At 65.7% G+C, this 20,742-nt stretch carries 10 protein-coding genes; 7 read left to right on the top strand and 3 right to left on the bottom strand.

Going from position 1 to position 20,742, the window contains the following annotated elements:
* Nucleotides 1-13: 13 nt before the first annotated feature.
* Entirely contained in the window at nt 14-1,567 is a 1,554-nt protein-coding gene (locus OH491_RS14635) for an autotransporter-associated beta strand repeat-containing protein (RefSeq protein ID WP_068773086.1), read from the bottom strand.
* Between the two features lie 128 nt (nt 1,568-1,695).
* Between OH491_RS14635 and OH491_RS14630 the strand changes: the two genes are divergently transcribed.
* Nucleotides 1,696-1,920: a hypothetical protein gene (locus tag OH491_RS14630; RefSeq protein ID WP_334319744.1), complete on the top strand. Its 225-nt coding sequence runs from the start codon at nt 1,696-1,698 to the stop codon at nt 1,918-1,920.
* Between the two features lie 118 nt (nt 1,921-2,038).
* Here the strand turns inward: OH491_RS14630 and OH491_RS14625 are convergent, their stop codons facing one another.
* Complete coding sequence (locus OH491_RS14625; protein ID WP_068773084.1) at nt 2,039-3,028, bottom strand: KpsF/GutQ family sugar-phosphate isomerase; 990 nt, start codon at nt 3,026-3,028, stop codon at nt 2,039-2,041.
* An 80-nt stretch (nt 3,029-3,108) separates the two neighbouring features.
* On the opposite strand from OH491_RS14625, the gene OH491_RS14620 reads away from it, so the two are divergent.
* The 4 genes from OH491_RS14620 (at nt 3,109) to OH491_RS14605 (ending at nt 17,127) form a co-directional block, all read left to right on the top strand.
* The gene (locus OH491_RS14620; protein WP_068773083.1) at nt 3,109-3,981 is read left to right on the top strand and encodes a Cell division protein CpoB; all 873 of its coding nucleotides are present in this window, start codon (nt 3,109-3,111) and stop codon (nt 3,979-3,981) included.
* 509 nt (nt 3,982-4,490) lie between these two features.
* Nucleotides 4,491-10,991 carry an Ig-like domain-containing protein gene (locus OH491_RS14615; protein WP_342750535.1) on the top strand — a complete coding sequence of 2,167 codons (6,501 nt, stop codon included), beginning with the start codon at nt 4,491-4,493 and terminating at the stop codon, nt 10,989-10,991.
* A gap of 447 nt (nt 10,992-11,438) precedes the next feature.
* On the top strand, nt 11,439-13,532 hold the full coding sequence (locus OH491_RS14610; RefSeq protein ID WP_342750534.1) for an Ig-like domain-containing protein: 2,094 nt from the start codon (nt 11,439-11,441) through the stop codon (nt 13,530-13,532).
* The gene (locus tag OH491_RS14605; protein WP_342751091.1) at nt 13,504-17,127 is read left to right on the top strand and encodes an immunoglobulin domain-containing protein; all 3,624 of its coding nucleotides are present in this window, start codon (nt 13,504-13,506) and stop codon (nt 17,125-17,127) included. The genes OH491_RS14610 and OH491_RS14605 overlap by 29 nt, the downstream gene beginning before the upstream one ends.
* A 393-nt stretch (nt 17,128-17,520) precedes the next feature.
* Here OH491_RS14605 and rfaD read toward each other — a convergent pair whose 3' ends face one another.
* On the bottom strand, nt 17,521-18,519 hold the full coding sequence (gene rfaD, locus OH491_RS14600) for an ADP-glyceromanno-heptose 6-epimerase (protein WP_068773080.1): 999 nt from the start codon (nt 18,517-18,519) through the stop codon (nt 17,521-17,523).
* Nucleotides 18,520-19,193: 674 nt separating this feature from the next.
* Here rfaD and OH491_RS14595 point away from each other — a divergent pair.
* Both OH491_RS14595 and OH491_RS14590 read left to right on the top strand, forming a co-directional pair.
* On the top strand, nt 19,194-19,640 hold the full coding sequence (locus OH491_RS14595) for a hypothetical protein (protein ID WP_068773079.1): 447 nt from the start codon (nt 19,194-19,196) through the stop codon (nt 19,638-19,640).
* Nucleotides 19,641-19,757: 117 nt separating this feature from the next.
* Nucleotides 19,758-20,675 (top strand): aminotransferase class IV, encoded by a 918-nt coding sequence (locus tag OH491_RS14590; protein WP_068773078.1) that lies wholly within the window; start codon nt 19,758-19,760, stop codon nt 20,673-20,675.
* Nucleotides 20,676-20,742 lie beyond the last annotated feature (67 nt).

Raw genomic sequence — 20,742 nt, 5'->3', positions numbered from 1 at the left:
GAGGGGAAACGGCCTATGGGTCGGCGAAGGACACCCTGAGCCTGTTGCCGTTCGCGATGGAAAAGGTCGCCGTCCGTCCGGCCGGGAGACCGGCGGCGCTGAATGCCGAGGCGTCGATCCCCGAGGCGGACGCAAAGCTCACCAGCAACACGTCCGCCGGCAGGGCGCCCCCGGCGAAGGCCGACCCGGTGAAGTCAACAATCACGCGGGAGGAGGCGGCGCCGATCAGTGTCCCGGTGGCCATGACTTGGAGGCTGGTTGAACTGTTGACATGGATGCGCGCGCCGGCGGTGACATCGAGATTGCCGCCGATGGTGAGGCGGGTCGCGCCGAGCGGCGTCGCGGCCGCATGGTCGCCGTTGCCGGGGATGATGGTGGCGGTGGTGCCGCCGGTGACGACGGTGCCGACGATTCTGCCGCCGGCGTTGACGTCGCTCCAGCCCGCGATGGACGCGCCCTCCTTCACGATGACGGCGCCGTTGCCGGAGGATGAGGCGGCGTTGTTGAAAAACACCGTGCCCGAGCTGACGGTGGTGCCTTGGGTGTAGGTGTTGTTGCCGGTGAGGATGAGCGCGCCGCCGCCGGTCTTGTCGATGCCGCCCTGCCGGTTGGCGTTGGTGGCGTGCGAGTCGCCGATGACTCCGCCCACCACCACGGTCGCGCCTTCGGGCGCGGCGAACCGGGTGGCGCGGCTGTCCGTGTCGGCGATGCCGGCGGAGGAAAGCGCCATGGCTCCGGTGAAGCTCACGGTGCCGGAGGCGAGCTGGGTGCCGATGGTGAGGCTGGAATTGGAGCCGCCCGCGATGAAGTTGAACGACGCGGCGAGCGTGCCGCCGGGGGTGTTGATGTAGATGGCGCGGTGCCCGTCGCCCGAGCAGCCGATGCTCGTGGCGCCGAGGCCGCCGGGCCGGGTGATGTCGAGGGCTCCTTCCTGGATGCGGAAATTGGTCAGGAGCGAGAGGTCGTTGTTGTCGCTGTTGATCGTCCAGGTGCCGCCGCCGGTCTTGAGCAGCGCGACGCTGGTGCCCGCGCCCCGCGTGCCTGCGGCCTTCACGGCGCCGTCGGAAACCAGCCGCGCGCCGCCGGCCACGTAAACATGCGTGAGGGCAAGGCCGACGCCCTCCTTCAGCATGCCGCTGAAGTCGAGCGTCGCGCCCGCGCCAAACCGCAGCGTGCCGCTGTCCACGTAAACGGCGCGGGCGTTGTTGACGCCGCCGGTGAACGCCACGTCGTGGTTGATCGTGTTGCCGCCGACGATGTTCACGATGGTGGCGTCTGCATCGATGGTGCTGTTGAGGAGCAGCGAAAGTTTTTTGTTCGCGGACGACCCGAGCGTGAAATCGCCGCCGTGAAAGCGCAGCGAGGCGGCGGTGAGGTCGGTGTCGAGATTCGGACTGAAGGCGGAGGGCTTGGCGGAATGCCGGTCAAAATTCAGGTGCTGCGGGGCTGCGTCCGGCGTGGCCGGAACATGCGAGTTCCAGTTTCGCGGGTTCGACCAGTCGGCGGACTCGCGTCCCGACCAGAAAAGCTCGGCCGCATCCGCCGGTGCGGCGACAAAAGCGAACACAAAAATGCCCGCGCCGGCAAGGGTACGGCAGGATTGTAAAAGGCGGCTGGAAATAATCATATCAAGCGGGCAACGACCGGGACGGGGGACGGAGGGGGAAGGTTTTGCCCACTTTTTGCAGGACGACCGTGGAAAACAACCACACGGGCATGGTTCTTTGCCCGCACCTTTGGCCAAGAGACGCGCAAATTTCCGGGGAGCGCCGGTTTGCGTGCGTTGACTGCGATGGCGGCGGGTTGGCAGCGTCGGCGGCGTCATGCAACTCCCTCGCCGTCACTTGGCTCGCCGCTCAGCCGCTCCCGCCCGAGGTGCGCGCCTCCTGGGAGGCCATCGCGAAAGCCCAGGACTGGTGAGTGCTTGGAGACCCTCTTTTGGGTAGGGCGAGGCGTCCCGCCGAGCCGTGGGCCTGCAACGGCTCGGCGGGACGCCTCGCCCTAGCTTGATAAGTCTGAAATTGGTTCGGAATTGGTCTTACACCACCTTCAGCTTCGGCAAATCCTGGCCGTCCACGAGGCCGACCGGGCGGCCGGCGCGGTCCACCACGATGAGGTCGTCGATCTTGTGGGCCTCGAACATGCGCACCGCTTCCACGCCGAGCGCATCCTCGCCGATGACCTTCGGCGCGCGGGTCATGAACGCGGACACCGGTTTTTCCAAAAATCCCGGCCCGGTGAGCGCGCTGCGGCGGAAATCGCCGTCGGTGAGGATGCCGGTGAGCTTGCCCGTCCCCGGATGCGTGAGCGCGATGCTTCCGGACTTCGCGGCGGTCATGGCCAGAATCGCGTTCTGGAGCGAACCGGTGTCGCGCATCACCGGCAGACGGTCGCCGGTGCGCATGATGTCGCGCACCTTCAGCAGCAGCAGGCGCCCGAGGTTGCCGGCCGGATGGTAGCGCGCAAAATCCTCGCGCGTGACGCCGCGGCTCTGGAGCAGCACCATCGCCAGCGCGTCCCCGAGCGCGAGCGCGGCGGTCGTGCTGGCGGTCGGCGCGAGCGCAAGCGGGCACGCCTCGCGCGGCACGCGGTAGAGCAGCAGGTGGTCGGCGTGGCGCGCGAGGTCGGAATCCGGCGCGCTCGTGAGCGCGGTGATTTTCACGCCGAAACGCTTGAGCACGGGCACGAGCCGGAGCACCTCCTCGGACTGGCCGCTGTTGCTCGCGAGGATGGCGTGGTCGCCCTCGGCGCAAAGCCCGAGGTCGCCGTGGAGCGCGTGGACGGCGTCGAGGAAACAGGAGGGGATGCCGGTGCTGTTGAAGGTGCCCGCGAGTTTTTGCGCGATGTGGGCGGATTTGCCGATGCCGGAAAAAATGAGCTTGGCGCCGGCGGCGGCGGACGCCTCGACCGCGCGGGCGGTGTCGGCGAAGGACTTGTCGAGGGTGCGGGCGGTCTCGGCGAGCGCGTCGATCTCGATCTGGATGCAGGCGCGCGCGCGGGCCAGGGCGGTTTTGGTGGCGAGGGACATTTGAAAATAAGGTCGTCAGTCGATGACAGGCTTGCGAAAGTAAGCGGAAGTTTTTTTCGTTCAAATCCTTTCCCGAACCGATGCGAAACCGTTTTTTCACCCTCGCCCTGCTGGCCCTTGCGGCGCTGCTCTTCGCGGCGGGATGCGAGCGCGGGGATTCGCCGCCGGCCACCGCCGAGGTGGACGAGCCCGCCTACCGCCGCGGCAAGGAGCTGCTGCGCCAGGGCCGCAACCAGGAGGCGCTGGCGGAGTTCAACAAGGTCCTGGAAAAACGCGGCCTCAACAACGCCGCCGAATCGCACCTCGAAATCGGCCTGCTCTACCAGCAGCACATCAACGACCCCATCGCCGCCATCTACCACTTCCGCAAATACCGCGAGTTGAAGCCCAACTCGCCCCAGTCCGACCTCGTGCGCCAGCGCCTCGAGGCGTCGATGCGCGAATACGCGCGCACGCTGCCGGGCCGGCCGCTCGACGCCAGCCCGCTCGCGCCCGCCGACTACGCCGACGCGCTCCAGCGGCTCCAGCGCGAAAACGAGCAACTTCAGGCCGCGCTCACCTCCACCCGGGCCGCCGCCGGCCTGGCCGCGCCGAACAACGGAGGCACGGTCGTGCAGGCCGCCCCGGCCGCCGCGAACGAGGTTTACCCGGTGGCGACGTTTGATCCCACGCCCAACCCAAACCCGAACGCAAGCGTCTCCACGCCCGCGCGTCCGTCCGGCGCGTCCTCCTCCCAGTCCCAGCAACAGCAGCAACAACCCGCGCAACCGCCGCCGCCCCAAGCGGCCGCGCGCACCCACACCGTGCGCGCCGGGGACAGCCTGTATAACATCGCCCGCCAGTATTACGGCACCGCCTCCAACGCGCGGGTCGAGGCGATCTTTAACGCCAACCGCGACGTGCTGCGCAGCAAGACCGACCTGCGCGTCGGCATGCAACTGCGCATTCCGTGACGGGGCCGCCGGAAAATCCCGCGCTCGCGGAGCGAATGAGGACGGCGCGGAGACCGCTGCTGCTTTGCAAAACCTGATTGCTTCGGGGCGCCGGTATTGACGCCGGATGCCGCGATAGCCGTGTATCGGAGCGGCGGCGCCCCCGTCGCCGGGCGAGGCGAAAGCCTCGCAAAAAGGATCGGGTGGCGCGGGCGACTCGCCCGTGTGGCTTGACGCACAAACCAAGGCGCACCGTCAGCGCATGGGCGAGTCGCCCATGCCACTCGATCCTATCGCGGATTTCGGGATAAAGGAGCCCACGCTTATACTCATACTGTATGATTTTTATTCATACTGTACGACAGTAGATGATTTTGCCGGCAGGGGAGGGGCGAAATGAAAGTCCGGCTGCTTTAGTTTTATTTTACATTCATAAAGTGCCGCCCGCGGCACGACAATAGTTGACCCTGCCATTCCCTGAATCCCGTCCGATAAACCCGGATGTTTTTTCAATTCCCTGCCCTTCTCCCATGAACAATACGAAATTCTTGTCATGCCTCCTGCTCGCCGCATCCGGAATTATTGCGGCCATCTCCGCCCAGACGGCTCCATTCCTGATGGAAAACCTCGGGCGCGGCGTCGTCGCCGTGCCCGCCTCGTCATCCAAGGCCTTCGTAAGCTGGCGCCTCCTCGGCACCGACCCCGAGGGCACCGCCTTCAACCTCTACCGCAGCACCGACGGCGGCGCGCCCGTGAAACTCAACGCCCAGCCGCTCACCGCCGCCACCAGCTTCGAGGACACGCCGGTGGACTTCGCCAAACAAAACACCTACACTGTCCGCCCGGTCACCTACGGCGTGGAAAGGACGGCGGACGGCTCGTTCGCCATGGCCGCGGGCATCAACACCAGCCAGCCTTACCTGCGCATCGCGCTCCAGCGCCCCGGAAGCATGACGATGCCCGACAACTCCACCTGCACCTACGAGATAAACGACTGCTCCGTGGGCGACCTCGACGGCGACGGCGAATACGAGATCATCGTCAAGTGGTATCCCTCCAACGCCAAGGACAACTCCCAGGCCGGCTACACCGGCAACACCTACCTCGACGCCTACAAGCTCGACGGCACCCGCCTCTGGCGCATTGATCTCGGCAGAAACATCCGCTCCGGCGCGCACTACACGCAGTATCTCGTTTATGACTTCGACGGCGACGGCAAAGCCGAGCTCGCCTGCAAGACCGCCGACGGCACCATCGACGGCGACGGCACCGTAATCGGCAACGCCGCCGCCGACTACCGCACCACCGACGGCTACGTCCTCAGCGGCCCTGAGTTCCTCACCGTCTTCGACGGACTCACCGGCGCGGCGCTCGCCACCACCCAATACCTGCCCCAGCGCGACCCCGACAACCACGCCGACAACCCCGACGCCACCCGCCAAAACGCGCTCTGGGGCGACAATTACGGCAATCGCATGAACCGCTACCTCGCCGCCGTCGCCTACCTCGACGGCAGGCGTCCCAGCATCATCATGTGCCGCGGCTATTACACGCGCACCTTCCTCGTCGCGTGGGATTGGCGCGACGGCCAGCTCACGCAACGCTGGCTCTTCGACAGCGCCGCCCCCGGCAACGGCGCCGACGGCAAGCCCAACAGCGCCTACGCCGGCCAGGGCAATCACAACCTCACCGTCGCCGACGTGGACGGCGACGGCTGCGACGAAATCATCTACGGCTCCATGACCGTCAACAACGACGGCACCGGCCTCTACTCCACCGGCCTCGGCCACGGCGACGCCATGCACGTCTCGAAAATGATTCCCAGCCGCCCCGGCCAGCAAGTCTGGGTCTGCCACGAGGAATCTCCCTACGGCCACTCCCTCCGTGACGTCCGCACCGGCGAAATCCTCCTCCGCCTCACTGCCACCGGCGACACCGGACGCGCCGGCGCGGGCCACATCGACGCGCGCTACCCCGGCTACCAAGTCTGGGGCGCCGCCGCCAATGTCATCGACGCCTCCACGCTCACGCAAATCAGCGCCAACCGCCCCGCCATGAACTTCATGATCTGGTGGGACGGCGACCTCCAGCGCGAGCTCCTCGACGGCACCACCATCACCAAATGGAACGGCAGCAGCGCCTCCTCCCTGTTCGCCCCCTCCGGCGTGCACTCCGGCAACGGCACCAAGGCCAACCCCGCCCTCAGCGGCGACATCCTCGGCGACTGGCGTGAGGAGTTGATCGTTGCCGAGAGCGGCGACACCGCCCTGCGCATCTACACCACCACCGCCGCGACAAACCATCGCTTCACCACGCTCATGCACGACCGCCAGTATCGCCTCGCCATCGCCTGGCAAAACGTCGCCTACAACCAGCCCCCGCACCCCAGCTACTACATCGGCGCGCAGATGGAGGCCCCGCCCCGCCCCGTCTTCGCCACCTCGCTTCCCCAGTTGCTCGGCCCGGCGGCGCCGGTCATCACCGGCATCACGCCCGACAGCGGCCTGTCCGCCTCCGACGCCATCACCAAGACACCGCAAATCACCCTCCACGGCACAGCACAGCCCGGCGCCACGGTTAAAATCTTCCGCCTCGACCTCCCCGGCGACGGTCAGCTCGGTGCCGCCGTGGCGGACGGCGTGACCGGCGCATGGACATTCGACTATACCGCCACCACGCTCCCCGAGGGCGAGTATCCCTTCGCCGCCACCGCGACCGACGGCCAGGGTCGCACCGGCCTGCAATCCGCTGTCTTCTCCGTCGTCATCTTCACCGCGCCCCCGCCTGCCCCCGTCGTCGAGCGTGTGTCCAGCGGCGCCTCCGGCCTCCTCATCACCGGCACCGCCATCCCGCTTGGCCGCGTCACGGTCAGCATGGACGGTGCCGTGCTTGGCGCCGCCCTCGTGGACGCGGCGGGAGTCTGGTCGTTCCCTTACGCAGCCACCGTCACGCCAGCCTCGCACAACTTCACGGCCACCGTGGAGGACATCGCCGGCAACCCCGGCGCCGGAGCTTCGGCCACCGAGACCGTTGACACTGCCATCACCACCCCGGCCATCACCGGCATCACGCCCGACACCGCGACCGCTGGCGACTTCATCACCAGCGCCGGCGTCATCACGCTGCAAGGCACCGCCGGCGCCAGCGCCTCCGTCACGATCTCGCTCGCCGGCACCGGCGACATCGGCACGGTCATGGCGGATGCCGCCGGCGCATGGAGCCTGCCATATCCCGCCGCCGGCACGCTGGCCGACGGCGAGTATGTGTTCGCCGCCGTGACTGCCAGCGGTCCGGCCAAAAGCCCCTCGTCCCTTCCCGTCGCGGTGAAAATCGACACCGCGCCTCCGACGGTGCTCGCCGTCACCCGCCACAACCCCCTCTCCGAAACCGTTCAGGCCGGCGCGCTCGTCTTTAAGGTCGCGTTTTCCGAACCCGTCTCCGGCCTGCAAGCCTCCAGCTTCTCGCCCGTGCCTTCCGCAGGCGACCTCGCCGTCACGTCATTCACCCACCAAGTGACGCCCGATGACGCGAGCATTGTCCTTGTCTCCACCAACGTGACCGGCGAGGGCAGGCTCGCCCTGAACATCAACAAGGCCGGGCTGACCGACATCGCTGGCAACGCCATGGCTGCGGACTTCACCGCCAGTGAAACCTACACCCGCTCGCTCCGGGGCGACGGCACCTGGACCAACCCCGCCGGTGGAAACTGGGGCGATTTCGACAACTGGGAAAACACCGTCATGGCCGAGGGCCCCTCCAAGACCGCCAAGTTCGACACGCTCGACATCACCGGCGAAACCGTCGTGACCCTCGATGCCGCGCGGACGATCACGAACCTCAATTTCGCCGACGCCGATGCCGGCACCGCCGGCAGCTGGCGCATCGCTCCGAAGTCCGGCGTGCCCGTCGCGCTCACGCTCGTCACCGGCTTGGCCGCACCCGTCGTCACGGTGGATGCCGACACCGTCATCGCCGCGCCTCTCGCCGGCACGGTCGGCTTCAACAAGTCCGGCACGGCCGCGCTCACCCTCTCCGGCAGCAGCCCGCTCTCCGGAGCCATCAGCGTGAATGCCGGCACCCTCGCCGTCACCACCGGCGGCTACTACGGCTCGCTCGGCACCCTCACCGTGCAAACCGAAAAGGCGTTCGTCCTTGATGGCGGCTATGCCAGACCCTCCTCGGTAAGCATCACTGGCGCGACGCCAAGATTCACGGTCAAGTCCGGCACCCTCAGCAGCGGCGCGTTCACGTCGGACAACAACGGCAACGGCCTCGCCGTCCGCTTTGAAGGCGGCCTCGTGTCGCTGTCATCCATCACCATACAGCGCAGCACTGACGGCAATATCACCAACTTCGACCGGGGCATCGTGATCACCGGCGGCACCACGACGGTGAGCGGCGCGGTAAGCTTGGGCACCGGGGCCTCCAACGCCCTGATGTCCGTCGAGGGCGGACAGCTCACCGTGAGCGGCGTGCTCACCATCGCCAATCTCAACACCAACTCCAACCGCGGCGGCGCCCTCCGCGTGACCGGCGGCAGATTCGTCTCCACCAACACCGCCTCCGGCATCGTGATGAACGCGAGGCCGGGCGCCTCCGCCGGCAACACCTCCTACCTCAACTTCCTCGGCGGCGTGAGCCAGGTCGAGAAAATCACCCTCGGCGCCTCGGCCAGCGTCACCTCGGGCACCACGTTCGTGAACATCGACGGCGGCACGCTCTTCCTCGGCTCCGGCGGCATCGTGAAAAACGGGGGCGCGGCCCTTGTCACGTCCGTCAATTTCACCAGCGGCGTGCTCGGCGCGAAAGCCACTTGGAGCTCCAGCGTGCCCATGACGCTGTCCGGCGACATCGAACTGCGCGCCGACGACGAGGCCGGCGCCGCCCGTAACATCACCCTCAACGGCGTCCTCTCCGGCGCCGGCGGCTTCACCAAGGCCGGCTCCGGCACGCTCGCGCTCGCCGCCGCGAACACCTTCACCGGCCCGGTCGCCGTCAGCGAGGGCGCGCTCAACGTGAACGGCTCCCTCGCCGCCGCCACCGCCGCCGTTACCGTCGCCAGTGGCGCGACCCTTTCCGGCAGCGGCACCATCAACCGCCCCGTCATCCTCCATGCTGGCGCCACCCTCGTCCTCGATACGTCCGCGCCCCCCGCCCTCGCCATCGGGCAAACGCTCGCCAAGACTGGCGCCGGCCGCATCAACGTAACCGTCGCGGGTGGCCTCCCCGCCACCGCCGGCACCTACACGCTGGCCACCATCGGCGCCACCACCCTCGCAGACGCCGACTTCGCACGCTTGTCCGACGTCGCCGCCGTGCAGGTGGTCTCAGCCAGGCTTGAGCTGGTTGTCCGCACTCCCGCCGACGCGCTCACCGCCGCCATCGCTGCAGCCCAGACGTTTCTCGCCGACATCTCCATCGGCAACGGCGATGGCCAGTATCCGCAAGCCGTCATCGACGCCCTCACCGCCGCCATAGTCACCGCGCAGCAAGGCGGGGACACCCCCGCCCTGCTCGCCTCCCTGCAAGCCGCCACCGACACCGCCGCCGATTCGCGAATCGCAGTGGACTTCACCGCGCTCGACGAGATGCTCGACGACGCAAACGCCCTCCTCGCCGCCGCCAGCGTCGGCCCCGGCGACGGGCAATACCCGCAAAGCGCCCTCGACACACTGGACACGGCCATCAGCACCGTAACCTCCGTCCGCACCAAACAGCACGTCACCCAGGCTGAACTGGACGTGGCGCTCACCGCGCTGCAAAACGCGATGGAAGCGTTCGAGGACGCCGTGATTTCCGTCGATTTCACCGCCCTGCTCGACGCCATCGGCGAAGCCGGCGCGCTGCATTCCGGCGCCCTTGCCGGCGAGGGTCATGGGCAGCATTCGCAGACCGACATTGACTCGCTCGCCACCGCCATTGCCGATGCGGAAGCGGTCGTCGTCACGCTTGCCGTCACCATAGCCCGCTGTGATGACGGCGTTCACGGCGGCTGTCTGCGGACGCGACGCTGCCGCGCGCTGCTGCCAGTCGGGCAGGGCGGGCATCCGCAGGCCGCCATCGACGTGTTCGCCGACGCTCGCGACACCGCGCAAGCCGTTTCCGGCCAGGCCGGGATCACGCCAGTCGGGGTCAACACCGCCCTTGGCGCGCTGCAAAACGCCGGGGCCGCGTTCGCGGCGGCGCGCGTGACCGTGGACTTCTCCGCGCTGCAAACCGCCATCGCCGGCGCCGCCTCGCTCCACGCCCGCGCCTCCGCCGGTTCCGGCCACGGCCAGCACGCGCAGGCCGACATTGACGCGCTCGCCGACGCCATCGACGCCGCGCTCAACGCCGCCGCCGCGCCCGCCCCCACGCAAGCCGCCATCACCGCCGCGCTCGACACGCTGCAAACCGCCGTGGAGGCCTTCGAGACGGCGGCATTGGTCGTGGACTTCTCGGCGTTGAACGCCGGGATCGCCGACGCCGACGCGCTCTTGGCCGACGCCGTTGTCGGCACTGCCGAGGGCCAGTATCCGCAGGCCGCCGTGGACGCGCTTGACGCGGTCATCGGCACCGTCAAGGCCGTGGCGGGCAAAACCGGCGTCACGCAGACCGAGACGGCTACCGCCCTGCGCATGTTGCAAAACGCCGTGGACGCCTTTGAATCCGCGAAAATCACCGCGGCCGATGTCTCCCCGCCGCGCATCACGCGCCACCCCGTCGCGCAATCCATCCAGCCCGGCGGCACCGCGAGCTTCAGCGTCAACGCGACCGGCAACGGCCTGCGCTACCAATGGCAGAAGGACGGCGTGGACATCGCCGGCGCCACCTCCGACGCGCTCTTCGTCGTCTATGCGAAATCGTCCGATGCCGGTGTTTACCGCGTCATCGTGAGCAACGACCACGGCGCGGCCACCAGCTACGAGGCCCGCCTCTCCCTTGAGGAAAAACCAAGCGGCGGCGGTGGCGGCGCCCCCACTTGGTGGCTCCTCGCCCTCTCCGCCGCGCTCCTCGCCCTGCGCGGCCTGGCCGGACGCCGCCATTTATAGAGCCGCCTGATACCATTTCCCCCAAAAATCACCCTTTTTGCTGGAGGGCCGAGCTCCTGCGAGGCCGTCGCGGTTATACGTGACGTTTTTCCGCGACGGCCTCGCAGGAGCTCGGCCCTCCAAAAGAGTGAATTCGTTCGGAATTGGCATGATTCGCGGCACGCCGCGCAATCATGATATATGACAAAGCCGGGGCCGCATGACCCCGGCTTTGTCATACCGGCGCATCACATGCCGCCGGTTTTCGAAATCACCGTCGCCGTGTTCGCACACGGACTGTCCGGTATATATACCGGTTGTTTGTCGGTGTGAGTCGAATTGTAGTGGAAACCTCCCCGGCACCCGTCGCCCTTTATCTCTATTTTCCAGCCACACCATTCCCCTGCCGCCCTGTTTTTCGCCCCGCGTTCTGAACAGGAGGCATGCCCGAATAATAAAAGTTTTTATATGAACCCGCATGTCTTCCACAAACTGACGCGTGCGCTCGCCGCCGCGCTTGTATCAAGCACACTCAGCCTCGCCTGCCTCGGCGCCGTGCCGGCGTTTCCCGGCGCGGAAGGTTTCGGCGCCGCCGCGACGGGCGGGCGTGGAGGCGAGATCTATATCGTCACCAACCTGAACGACTCCGGCGCGGGCTCCTTCCGCGACGCCGTCACCACCGGGTCAACTCCCCGCACCGTCGTCTTTGCCGTGGGCGGCGTCATCAATATCAACAGCACCGTCACCGTACGGGGGAACATCACCATCGCCGGCCAGACCGCGCCGGGCGACGGCATCACCGTTTACGGCAACACGGTCGCCTTCAAGAATAACGTCATCTGCCGCTACCTGCGCATCCACGGCTCCATCGACATGCCCAGCAGCAACTACGCCCTCTCCGCCGGCGGCGCGGCCAATGTCATCTTCGATCACGTCTCCGTGACCTGGGGCCGTTGGGACAATATAAAACTCGATAGCAACTCCACCGACATCACCTTCCAATACTGCCTCGTCGGCGAGGCCATCCTCCCGCAATATCTCGGCGCGCTTTTCGAGGGGGCGAAAAAAATCACCGTCCACCACACCTTTTGGGCCAACAACCACAGCCGCAACCCCAAGGCCAAGGCCGACATCGAATACATCAACAACGTCGTCTATAACTGGGGCGGCTCTGGCTTCGTGGGCGGGCATTCCTCGGGCCATTTCTATCAGGACCTTATCAACAATTATTTTATCGGCGGCCCGAGCTCATCGAGCAGCTTCATCTCCGGGTTTGGCTCCACCGACCACGTTTATCACAGCGGCAATTACGCGGACACCGACAAAAACGGCTCGCTCAACGGGCGTCTTGTCACGGACACCGATTTCACCAGGGCCGGCGCCGCGCTCGCGACCTCGCGCAGCAACCTCTCCCCCGTGGCCGTCACCACGGACGATGCCGCGACCGCCCTCCAAAAAGTCATGGCCAAGGCCGGCGCCTCCGACCGTCGCGACCCCGTGGACGCCCGCATGATCGCCCAGCTCTCCTCCTACGGCATGCTCGGCGCCCTCGTCGCGCGCGAGGGCGATGTCGGCGGCCAGCCCGCCATGACCGGCGGCATCCCGCCCGCCGATACCAACGCCACCGGCATCCCCGACTGGTGGGCCGGCGCGATGGGCCGCCCCTCCCCGGCGGACACCGCCTACGCGAACACCGTGCGCGCCGACGGCTACACCAACCTCGAATTCTACCTCAACTCCATTGTCACCTCCGGCGTGCCCGAGGCCGTCATCACCGGCATCACGCCGGCCTCGGGAGTGTCCGCCTCCGACCCGCTCACCGGCGGCAGCATCACCAACAGCGCCGCCCTCTCCATCCATGGCACCGCCCCGGCGGGCGCGACCGTGGAGGTGTCCCGGGTCGATACCGGCGATCTCGTCGGCACGACGACCGCGGACGCCGGCGGCAACTGGAGCCTGGCGCCCAGCGGCGTGACGGAGCGCCAATACGCCTTCACAGCCCGCGTGCGGCGCGCCGACGACACCCTCTCGCTCCCCTCCGCCGCCCACGCCGTGCACGTGAAAAACACCGCCGATGCCGCGCCCGTGATCGACCGCTTCGTCGTCTCCGCCACCGAAAAAACCTTTAGCGGCACCGCCGCGCCCTATGCCACCATCACCGTGTCGGAGGCGGTCCTCGGCATCGTCGCCACCGGCACCGCCGATGGCTACGGCAACTGGGATGCGGTCTGCGATGCGGGCGTCACCTTTGCTGACGCAGCATACACCTTCACCGCCACCGCGACCGACTTGGTGGACAACACCAGCGCCGCCTCGACTCCGCTCAGCGTTGACATGGGCATCCCGCCGCCGGTCTTTACCCTGGTCACACCTGACACCGGCTCATCTGACTCGGACCAGATCACCAATTCGGGGACGCTGTCGTTTTCCGGGACCGCGCGTGCCGGCGACATCGTCCAGGTTTATCGCCTCCTCGCCGCCAGCGGCACCGACCTTCCTCGCCACCGCCGACACCGGCGGCACGCCCAGCGCCATGTCCGCGCCCTTCGTCGTGACGATTGACAAGACCCGGCCCACCGTCGCGGGCATCCGCCGCCTCTCTCCCGCCGACAGGACGGGCACCGCCGAGCAGAATCTCGTTTACCGCGTCACCTTCTCCGAGCCTGTAAACGGCGTGCAGACAGACAACTTCACGCTCACGAAAGGCGACTCCACCGTGACCGGCGACATCTCAAACCTCTCGCAGGTTGACGCCAGCACCTACGATGTTTCCGTGACCGGCGCGGGCGGCGACAACACCCTCCGCCTCGATCTCAAAACCAACCAGACCGGCATCACCGACCTCGCGGGCAACTCCGGCACCGCCGCCTACACGGGAGGCCAGACCTTCACCATGCGCCACCCCGGCAGCGGCTGGTGGGAGGGAGGCGAGGACGGCGCGGGTGCATGGAACGCCGCCAGCCTGTGGTATCAAGGCGCCGTTGCCGGCGGCCTTGGCGCGACGGCGGATTTCAGCGGCATCGACATCGAGGAGACCGCCACCGTCACCCTCGACTCCCCGCTCACCCTTGGCCGGCTCATCTTTGCCGACGCCGATGAAGATTCCCCCGGCGCATGGCGCGTGGCCGGCACTTCGACCAACGCCTCCATTACCCTCGCCAACCTCGGCGGAGCCACGCCCGAGGTCAAAGTCACCTACGAGAACATGGGCGATGGCGGCACCCAGGACTACCACAAGGCCGCCAATGGCCGGAATTACCCGGTGATCATCGACACGCCATTCAGCTCAAGCTCCGGCCTGCTCAAAACCGGATGGGGCACGCTTCAACTCAACAACATCGGCGTCTTCTCCGGCTCGATCGGTGTCCAGCAAGGCTATCTCAGGCTCGGCCCCGGCGCGGCGCTCAACATGACCCAGCCGCTCAACCTTCCCGCCGCCGGCTCCGGCCTCATCGTTGCGGGCGGCACGTTCTCGACAACCGCCGGCGTGAACATGGTGTTCACCTCGGAAAACATGATTCTCGTGAGCGACGGCAGGGCCGACTTCAAGGCCATCACCTCCGGCAACAACCGCAACGGCCGCATCCAAGTCACCGGCGGCATCATGACAGCCGATGAAATCATGCTCCAGCGCAGCGCCGACGGTTCCGGCGGCTATGGCAACGGCCTCATTGTCAAAGGCGGCACCGCGACCATCGGCACCCTTGGCGTTGCCACCAACAACTCTTGGGGCGCGGTCTCCGTCGAAGGCGGCAAGCTCATCGTCACCGGCCCGCTTTGGAACGGCTGGCAGGCCAGCAGCGGGCGCGGCGGCCAAATCCGCGTCACCAGCGGCGAACTTGTCTCGACCGACACCGTCAACGGCATCGTCATGTCCCGCAAAAACGGCTCCAACGCCAACAATATTGCCGAGCTTCACATCACCGGCGGCACCGTCACCGCCGCCCGCATCGCCCTCGGTTACGACTCCACGGTCACCGCCGGCTCCGCCACCATCAACCTCAACGCCGCCAGCGCCGCCCTTTACCTCGGCGAACAAGGCCTCGTGAAAAACGGCGCCTTCACCACCAACATCAACCTCACCCGCGGCACCCTCGGCGCGGACTCCACTTGGTCCACCACCGTCCCGATGGTCGTCACCAGCGGCAGCGGCAACATCACCATCAAGGCCGCCAGCGCCGCCGGCGTCCCGCACGACATCACTCTCGCCGGCGTGCTCAGCGGCTCCGGCACCATGACGAAGACCGGCGGCGGCACCCTCACCCTCTCCGCCGCCAACACCCACACCGGCGCCATCGCGGTCAACGACGGCACGCTCGCGGTCAACGGCAGCCTCGCCGCCGATACCAACCCGCTCACGGTCAACGCCGGCGCGTTCCTCGGCGGTTCAGGCACCATCAACCGCCCCGTCGTGCTCAATGGCGGCGGTTTGGTCGTCGGCGCCGCGCCGCTGACCGTTGCCGCCCTGAACAAACAGGGAGCCGGGCCGGTTGCCCTGCGCATCGGCGATGGCCTGTCCCTCGCCCCCGGCTCGCGCGTCACCGTCGCCACCTTCGGCTCGACCGATCTCACCGGCGCCGACCTCGTCCCCATGCCCGGCGACGGCGTGCTCCTCTCGCCCGAGCTCTCCTCCGACCGTCTGGAACTGGCCGTCATTGCCCTGCCTGCTCCCAACGGCTCCGCCAGCGGCATCACCGGCGGCGGCGACACTCCGGCCGTGCTGGTGTCCACCGCGGCTGATTTCAAGGCGCTGGTCGAGTCCCCCGAGCCCGCCGTCGTGATTGTTTCCGGTCTGCTCGACCTCTCCTCTGTCGGCGGTCCGGTGACCGTTGCCTCCAACAAAACCCTTCTCGGGCAAAACTCGGACTCCACGATTTCCGGCCTGCTCACCCTCCCCGCCGGCACCGGCAACGTCATCCTCCGCGGCCTCAACTTCACCAATGCCGCCGGCAACGGCCTCGCCCTCTCCGGCGCGACCGGCGTGCTGGTCACGCATTGCACCTTCTTCGACTGCGACGGCGCCCTCGTCTCCATCGGCAACGGTTCGGACAACATCACCGTTTCCTGGAGCGAGTTCTATTACACCGGCGGCTTCGCCGGGCAGCGCACCGCCATGCGCATCGGCGCGCCGGGCGACGAAAGCAAACTCAACCGCGTCACCCTGCACCACAACCACTGGTCCGAGGGCTGCGTCGCGGGCATGCCGGTATCCAGCTTCGGATACGTCCACATGTTCGCCAACTACCTCCTCTCCGAAAACAACACCTCCGCCACCGTCGCCGGCGACCAGTCCCAACTCCTCTCCGCGCACAACCTCTATCAGGACATGCTCGACCCTCTCGCCAAGCTGCCGGCCGGCTCGATCCGCATGATCGGCAACACCTATGTCAACACCACCGGCACCACCGACCCCGGCGAGGACATTGTGTTTGTCCCCTCATACTCCCATGTCCTCGATACCGCGGAAACCGTCGGCACGCTCGTCCCCGTCCACGCCGGCAACACCGCCGGCGCGGCCTCGCTCACACCGCCGCAGGTGTCCGGCTCCGCCTCCGTCATCGGCCCCGACAACGCCGTGCCCAATGGCGGCAGCTTCATGCTCGTGGCCCATGCCCAGGGACTCTCCCCGGTCTCGTATCAATGGCACCTCGACAACTTCCCCATCCCGGATGCCACCGCCATCAACTACTCCGTCGCCGACGCCAAGTCCGCCCTCCACGCCGGGCCCTATTCCGTCGCTTTGACGCTTACCTCCGGCGAGACCGTGGTCAGCGGCGCCTACACGGTGACCGTCGGCGAACTCGCCCCGCCTAGAATTACCCGCCATCCCGTCGCGCAAGCCATCCGCCCCGGCGACACCGCGAGCTTCACCGTCAAGGCCTCCGGCGACGAACTGCGCTATCAATGGCAGAAAGACGGCGCGGACATCGCAGGCGCCAACACGGACGCGCTTTTCATCGTCTATGCCAAACCCGGCGACGCCGGCTCCTACCGTGTCGTCGTCACCAATGACGCCGGTTCGGTCACCAGCTACGAGGCCGTCCTCTCCTTCCATGAAAAGGAAAACGGCGGCGGCGGCGCTACGTCCGGGTGGTTTCTCGCCCTCGCCGCGGCGGCCCTTGTCCTGCGCATGTTGTCCACCCGCCGGCGCGAATGACACAACACGCTTCTTGTCGGGTTCAGTGCAGCCAGCAGAATGGATTTGCCTGATTGTAATGACACAAAAGGAACGAAGCCCGCTCCGCTGACGGGCTGTAGTGTAGTAAGGGCTTCGCAAGCGAAGCCCTTACGGTCTGGTGCGTTTTACGCCAGTTCTCCGCGCCCTTCTGTATCATCCAATTCCCAATGTAGGGTAGGGCGAGGCGTCCCCGCCGAGCCGTTGCTGGCCTCCGGCTCGGCGGGGACGCCTCGCCCTACCCAAAGTGTGAAGATGGTTCGAAAATGGTATCATGAGTGCTCCTGAATTTTGTCAGGCACCCCGCAGTCCCGGCTTCACGGCGCGCCGCGAAGAGCCGGCAAGATGCCGGCTCCTCCGAAAACCACACCGGCATTATTCGCCGAGTTTCTTCCCCGGCACGAGATGGTTCTGCACGTAGTCGTGCACCGCTTCGGCGAGCGGCGTGACCTGCGCGGCATATCCGCTTTCGCGCAGTTTGGATATGTCGGCTTTCGTGTAGTATTGATACTTGCCCCGCAGCGCTTCCGGCATGTCCACAAACTCGATTTCCGGCTCGCGCCCGAGCGCGGCGAATATTGCCCGGGCCAGCGCGAGCCACGTGTTCGCCTCCCCCGAGCCGAGATTGTAGAGCCCCCCGGCCGCGGTGGCGGTCTCGGCAAAGTGTAGTGTCATCTCCACCGCGTCCTTCACATAGAGAAAATCACGCATCTGCTCGCCATCCCTGTAATCGGGATGATGGCTTTTGAAGAGGCGCACCCTGCCGGTCTCGAGAATCTGCTGGTAGGCCTTGCTCACCAGGCTGCGCATGTCGCCCTTGTGGTCTTCGTTCGGTCCGAAAACATTGAAGTATTTCACGCCCACGATGCGGTCGAGCAGGCCGAGGCGCTGCGCATGAAGGTCAAAGAGGTGCTTCGAATATCCATACATGTTGAGCGGCCTGAGCGCGTGCAGATCCGGCGCGCGGTCGTCCATTCCCCGCGCGCCGTCGCCATAGGTGGCCGCCGAGGAGGCATAAACAAAACGCGCCTGCTGCGCGAGCGTCCAGAAGGCGAGCTCCTTGGTGAAACCATAATTGTTGTCCGCCAGGTAGGCGGCGTTTTTTTCGGTCGTGGCCGAGCACGCGCCGAGATGGAAGATGGCGGTGAATTTGCCAAAGGCGCCGGCCTGCTCGCGTATTTTGTTCCTGAATACATCCGCCTCCACGTAGTCGGCGAAGCGCAGCGGCACCAGGTTGCGCCATTTCTCGTCCTGCCCGAGGCAATCGGTGACTATAATGTCGTCGATGCCGCGCCGGTTGAGCGCCCACACGAGCGCGCTGCCGATAAATCCGGCCCCGCCGGTGACAAGGATGCGTCCGTTGAGATTATTCATGATGGATGCCCCGCATGATAAAGACGGCCGGCGCGGCTTGGCACGGCGAAAATGCAGGCGGCCCGCGCCAGGAAATGTGGCGGGAATTGGCGCCGGAACTCCTGAAATCGTTGCATCGCCCATGACAGACCGCGCCCGCTCGAACCCCATGCCCGTTTTCTTGCCCGCCTGGCGGCTCGTGGCACAAATCAAAACACCATTGGAACCCGGCAAAAACCCGGAGGTCCGATATGGGTCGTCGGAGCACGAAGATTAAATAGAGGCATGTCCGACAAAGCCCGCTGAAGCCGAAGGCCGGTCCGCCCGCTGTCTGTTTATCAGTGGCGGGGCTTTATTACGCGCAAAACCTTCCTTTGGATGAATCTGATTGTATCATAATCAACTGTTACATATGCAGTTGCGAATTTAGACAATTCGTTTGAAATCATCTCTCCATTCATCAAATCCGACTGATTCTCATTCAACCCTTCATAAATTCCGCCAGGTGTTCCGGCGCGCATTCTATTCCATTATATATTAACTATCAGTGTCTTACAAATAAATCATAACTATAAAAATGTTAAAAACTTACGATATGGCAAAGGATTTAGTCATGGAGTAATGACCATAAAAATCGATATTTATTAGAATATAGTGCTTGCATATTGGTGAATGTAATATCTTTTAGGTTCTGTATGGCTATTGACGTAATCAAACAATTGGAAGCAGCCAAAGCCAAGGTGGCCGAGCTCGAAAACTCGCTTGAGAAAGAAATCAAGCAGAAGCTTTCGCGCCTCCACACGGAATTTGGCTTCTCGGATCTCGAGTCCTTCATCAAGGCTCTCAAGTATGCCGCCGGCGCTCCCCGCCCCGGCCGCAAACCCGGCCGTCCTGCCAAGGCAGCGAAGGCCGCCAAGGTGGAGAAGGCTCCCGCCGTCGCCCCCAAGGCTGAAAAAGCCCCCAAGGCCGCCGGCAAAAAGCGCGGCAAGCGCGCGCGCATCACGCCCGAGCTCAAGGCCCAGGTGAAAACCTTGGTCGAGGCGGGCAAAACCGGCGCCGTGATTGCCAAGGAGCTGGGCATCTCGCTTCCGAGCGTCCAGAACATCAAGAAGGAATTCGGTCTGGTCAAAAAGCGCGGTTGAGCAATCGGTCGCGATTGAAACTATTCCATCAAGGCTCCCGGAATTCCGGGAGCTTTTTTTTTCGCACTTGCGACGCCGGGATGATGAGAGGATTGGTTGCCGCTGCACGTTTTTCCAATGAGCAAATATATCCAGGCAAACACCAACGGCAGGCTGCACCCGGCGTCCGAGCCGTCCATCTCCCCCCTGAACCGCGGTTTTTTATACGGTGATGCAATTTATGAGGTATGGCGCACGTATCATGGCGTCATATTCGGCTGGGAGGAGCATTGGGCGCGGCTGGAGCGCTCCGCCGCCGCGCTGCACATGCCGCTGCCTTTTTCGCGGGCGCAAATACTCGGCGAGATCAAGCGGGCGGTGACGGAGTTTCGCCGGCACATCCCGGGAACGGGCGATGTTTATATACGCCTGCAAGTCACGCGCGGCGGCGGCGCCATCGGCCTCGACACCGCGCTCGCGGCGAATCCCGACTTCATAATACTCATCCAGGAAAACACGCTCTACTCCGGGGAGAAATTCCGCGCCGGGCTGAGCCTGTCACTGGCCCGCGACTACCGGCGCAACGCCCGCGAGGCGCTCAACCCCGCGTGGAAAACCGGCAATTATCTCAATAATATACTCTGCCTGCGCGAGGCGCGCCTGCGCGGCGCCGACGAGGTCGTCATCCTGAATCTCGCCGGCGAGATCACCGAGGCCGCCGTGTGCAACATCGCATTCGTGCGCGACGGCGCGGTCCTCACGCCGCCGGTCGGGGCCGGCATCCTTGCCGGGATCACGCGCGGCATCCTTCTCGAAAAAGTCGCGCCCGCGCTCGGCATCCCGGCGCGCGAGGAGCGGATCATGCCGGAGGACATCGCGCGCATGGACGAATGCTTCTTGTTATCCAGCACGAAGGATCTCACGCCTGTCTCGTCCATCGACGATCATCGCTACAAGCTCGATGATGCGCGCTCCGTCACGCTGAAACTAAAGCAGGGCTTCGCCGACTACGCGCGGGCTCACGCCGCCGCGCATCCGGAACTGGGCGTGTATTGATTCCCGCTTCGATCCCATTCCTCTTTATTCTTTCTCCTTCTTCATTCTTCGGATTGGAAAACGGAGA

It is taken from the genome of Termitidicoccus mucosus (genome assembly GCF_038725785.1).
Classification (GTDB): domain Bacteria; phylum Verrucomicrobiota; class Verrucomicrobiia; order Opitutales; family Opitutaceae; genus Termitidicoccus; species Termitidicoccus mucosus.
Note: the sequence above shows the minus strand (reverse complement) of the source record. Positions and strands in the feature narration are given on the sequence as shown.

What these genes read in the sequence shown, in the direction of transcription:
- OH491_RS14615 (WP_342750535.1), top strand. Translation starts at nt 4,491, where the DNA reads ATGAACAATACGAAATTCTTGTCATGCCTCCTGCTCGCCGCATCCGGA.
- rfaD (WP_068773080.1), bottom strand. Translation starts at nt 18,519, where the DNA reads ATGAATAATCTCAACGGACGCATCCTTGTCACCGGCGGGGCCGGATTT.
- OH491_RS14595 (WP_068773079.1), top strand. Translation starts at nt 19,194, where the DNA reads ATGGCTATTGACGTAATCAAACAATTGGAAGCAGCCAAAGCCAAGGTG.
- OH491_RS14610 (WP_342750534.1), top strand. Translation starts at nt 11,439, where the DNA reads ATGAACCCGCATGTCTTCCACAAACTGACGCGTGCGCTCGCCGCCGCG.
- OH491_RS14625 (WP_068773084.1), bottom strand. Translation starts at nt 3,028, where the DNA reads ATGTCCCTCGCCACCAAAACCGCCCTGGCCCGCGCGCGCGCCTGCATC.
- OH491_RS14620 (WP_068773083.1), top strand. Translation starts at nt 3,109, where the DNA reads ATGCGAAACCGTTTTTTCACCCTCGCCCTGCTGGCCCTTGCGGCGCTG.
- OH491_RS14605 (WP_342751091.1), top strand. Translation starts at nt 13,504, where the DNA reads ATGTCCGCGCCCTTCGTCGTGACGATTGACAAGACCCGGCCCACCGTC.
- OH491_RS14590 (WP_068773078.1), top strand. Translation starts at nt 19,758, where the DNA reads ATGAGCAAATATATCCAGGCAAACACCAACGGCAGGCTGCACCCGGCG.